This is a genomic window from Agromyces humi, from assembly GCF_009720255.1.
Classification (GTDB): domain Bacteria; phylum Actinomycetota; class Actinomycetes; order Actinomycetales; family Microbacteriaceae; genus Agromyces; species Agromyces humi.
Map to the genome: position 1 here is coordinate 1 of NZ_WJSP02000384.1, position 3,366 is coordinate 3,366.

Genomic DNA, 3,366 nt, shown 5'->3' on the forward strand with positions numbered 1-3,366 from the left:
CACCTGCGCGACCGCGTCGTGGTGTGCGGTCACGATGATCTCCTGCGTCGCGGCATCTGCCACGCCCCAGAGCACGCTCGCCGACTTCGGCACCGAGAAGGTGAAGTCGAACCCGGCCACGGCGCGCCGCGGCTCTCGGGGGTGGTCCGACTCAGCGCGACCGACGGGTTCAGCGGGTTCATCGCCGCGCACGCGATCGTCGCGGTGCGCCGCGCGCATCCCGACGTCTCGCTCGAGGTCGTCGCGGCCACCCGACGCGCGGCGCAGCAGCGGGTGGGCGTCGACCTCGAGGTGGTCGTGGGTCGCCCCCACGTGCACCGCGCCGAGGCGATCCACCTCGCGGACTACGCGCTGGGGCTCTACGCGAGCCGGGACTTCCTCGAGCGGCACGGCACGCCCGCCTCGACGGCGGAGCTCGCCGGAGCTCCCCTCGTGTACTTCATCGAGTCGATGCTGCAGGTGGACGCCCTCGACGTGGCCCGGCGAGCCGCCCCCGACATGGTCGACGCCGTCTCGAGCACCAACGTGTACGTGCACGTCGACGCCACGCGGGCGGGGGCCGGCTTCGGGCTGCTGCCCGCGTTCCTCGCCGACCGGCACGACGACCTGGTGCGGCTGTTCGCCGACGAGATCGACGAGCACCTGCCGTACTGGCTGGTGTGCCGGCCCGAGGCGCTGCGTCAGCCCACCGTGCTGGTGTTCATCGAGGCACTGCGCGCCCGCATCGCCGCCGTCGAGCACGAACTGCTCGGTCGGCGGCGCTCGCGGGACTAACGGGGTCCGCCCGCCTCGGCGTCGTCGGCGAGGTCGGACGCCTCGTCGTCGACCTCGTCCAGGTCGTCGGCGTCCTCGTCGAGGTCGCGCGGCTTGACGTAGGGGTCGGCGTCGCCGGCGTACTCGGCCGTGGCCGCGAGCACGCTCGTCTCGGCGTCACGGCTGCGCGCCTCCTGCAGGAGCGACTCGATGTGCTCGGCGTTCTCGGGGATCGCGTCGGCGATGAACTCCAGCGTGGGAGTGAGTCGCGCCGTGATGTTGCGACCCACCTCGGTGCGGAGCATCCCGGTGGCGGACTTCAGCGCGAGCGCCGAGTCACGGCGCTCCTCCTCGGAGCCGTAGACGGTGTAGAAGATGCTCGCGTGCTGCAGGTCTCCGGTGACGCGGACGTCGGTGATGGTCACGAAGCCGAGGCGCGGGTCGCGCAGCCCCTTGTCGAGCCGCTTGGCCACGATCTCCTTGATGCGATCGGCCATCTTCCTGGCCCGTGCGGGATCCGCCATTATGTATCTCCTTCCGGGGCAAGGCCGGGCGGCTTCGCCGCCTGGCCGCCTCGACGTGAATCGGGGTCGGGGTCCCCGCTCTTCACTCGAAGGAAGAACCGGGGACCCCCAGCACCACGACTATGCCCGAGGCTTCTCGCGCATCTCGATGGTCTCGATCTCGTCGCCGACCTGGATGTCGTTGAACTTGCCGAGGCCGATACCGGCTTCGAAGTCCGTGCGCACCTCGGTGACGTCGTCCTTGAAGCGACGCAACGACTCGATGGCGAGGTTGTCGCCGACGACGACGCCATCGCGGATGACGCGCGCCTTGGCGTTTCGCGTGATCGTTCCCGACCGCACGATGACACCCGCGATGTTGCCGAACTTCGAGGAGCGGAACACCTCGCGGATCTCGGCGACACCCGACTGCACCTCTTCGAACTCGGGCTTCAGCATGCCCTTCAGCGAGTTCTCGATGTCGTCGATCGCGTTGTAGATGACCGAGTAGAAGCGCACGTCGACGCCCTCACGGGCGGCACGCTCGCGCGCCTTCACGTCGGGGCGCACGTTGAACCCGATGACGATCGCGTTGTCGATCGTCGCGAGGTCGATGTCGCTCTCGGTGACGGCACCCACACCGCGGTGGAGGATGCGCAGCTGCACGCTGTCGTCCACCTCGATCTTCATGAGCGACTCCTCCAGCGCCTCCACGGCACCCGACACGTCACCCTTGATGATGAGGTTGAGCGCCTCGACCTTGCCCTCTTCGAGCGCACGGGTGAAGTCCTCGAGCGAGATGCGCTTGCGCGCCTTCGCGAGCTGCGCGTTGCGCTGTGCGGCTTCGCGCTTCTCGGCGATCTGACGCGCGGTGCGGTCGTCCTCGGTGACGAGGAACGTGTCGCCTGCGCGCGGAACGCTCGAGAGGCCCTGCACCTGCACGGGACGCGACGGCGTGGCCTCGAGCACGGCATCGCCGTTCTCGTCGGCCATCGCGCGAACGCGGCCGTAGGCGGTGCCCGCCACGATCGCGTCGCCGACCCGAAGCGATCCCGACTGGATGAGCACGGTCGCAACCGCGCCGCGGCCCTTGTCGAGCTTCGCCTCGATGGCGACGCCTCGGGCGTCCTTGTTGGGGTTCGCACGCAGGTCGAGACCGGCGTCGGCGGTGAGGAGCACCGCGTCGAGCAGGTCCTGGATGCCGATGTTCTCGCGAGCCGACACGTCGACGAACATGACGTCGCCGCCGTACTCCTCGGCGACGAGGCCGAACTCGGTGAGCTGCTGGCGCACCTTGGCCGGGTTGGCGTCGGGCTTGTCGATCTTGTTCACCGCCACCACGATCGGCACGTTGGCCGACTGCGCGTGGTTCAGTGCCTCGACCGTCTGCGGCATGATGCCGTCGTCGGCCGCGACCACGAGGATCGCGATGTCGGTCACCTGCGCACCACGAGCACGCATGGCGGTGAACGCCTCGTGGCCCGGGGTGTCGATGAAGGTGATGGCCCGCTCGATGCCCTCGTGCTCGGTGTGCACCTGGTAGGCACCGATGTGCTGCGTGATGCCGCCGGCCTCGCCTGCGACGACGTTCGCGTTGCGGATGGCGTCGAGGAGTCGGGTCTTACCGTGGTCGACGTGGCCCATGACGGTGACGACCGGCGGGCGGATCTCGAGGTCCTCGTCGGTCTCGTCCTCGAGCTCCTGGTCGAGGTCGATGTCGAAGCCCTCGAGGAGCTCACGGTCCTCATCTTCAGGGGAGACGACCTGGATCTTGTAGCCGAGCTCCTCGCCGAGCACCTGGAAGGTGGCCTCGTCGAGCGACTCCGTCGCCGTGGCCATCTCACCGAGGTGGAACAGCACGGTCACGAGCGAACCGGGGTTCGCGTCGATCTTGTCGGCGAAGTCCGAGATGGACGCGCCGCGACGGAGCCGGATGACGGTGTTGCCGTCGCCGCGGGGAACGCTCACGCCGCCGAGCGACGGAGCCTCCCGCATCTCGAATTCCTGCCGCTTCGTGCGCTTCGACTTGCGGGCCTTGCTCTTGCCGCCACCGCGGCCGAAGGCACCGGCCGTGCCGCCGCCGGGTCCGCGACCACGACCGCCGCCGCCC

Annotated in this window: 4 protein-coding genes; 1 reads left to right on the plus strand and 3 read right to left on the minus strand. The window is 69.4% G+C overall.

Translation table 11 applies throughout. The annotated features are described in order from the left end of the window. Positions 1–219, minus strand: a 219-nt coding sequence (locus tag GH736_RS24685) for a relaxase domain-containing protein (RefSeq protein WP_203230866.1), incomplete at its 3' end; no start/stop codon positions are given. On the opposite strand from GH736_RS24685, the gene GH736_RS19505 reads away from it, so the two are divergent. Next, a complete protein-coding gene (locus tag GH736_RS19505) occupies positions 142–774 on the plus strand; it encodes a LysR substrate-binding domain-containing protein (RefSeq protein ID WP_203230867.1) in 633 nt (210 codons plus the stop codon). The two genes, GH736_RS24685 and GH736_RS19505, sit on opposite strands and share 78 nt — an antisense overlap. On the opposite strand, the gene rbfA is transcribed toward GH736_RS19505, so the two are convergent. After that, positions 771–1,277 carry a 30S ribosome-binding factor RbfA gene (gene rbfA, locus GH736_RS19510; protein WP_159606304.1) on the minus strand — a complete coding sequence of 169 codons (507 nt, stop codon included), beginning with the start codon at positions 1,275–1,277 and terminating at the stop codon, positions 771–773. The genes GH736_RS19505 and rbfA overlap by 4 nt on opposite strands. A 120-nt stretch (positions 1,278–1,397) precedes the next feature. Then, positions 1,398–3,366, minus strand: a 1,969-nt coding sequence (gene infB, locus GH736_RS19515) for a translation initiation factor IF-2 (RefSeq protein WP_159606305.1), incomplete at its 5' end; no start/stop codon positions are given.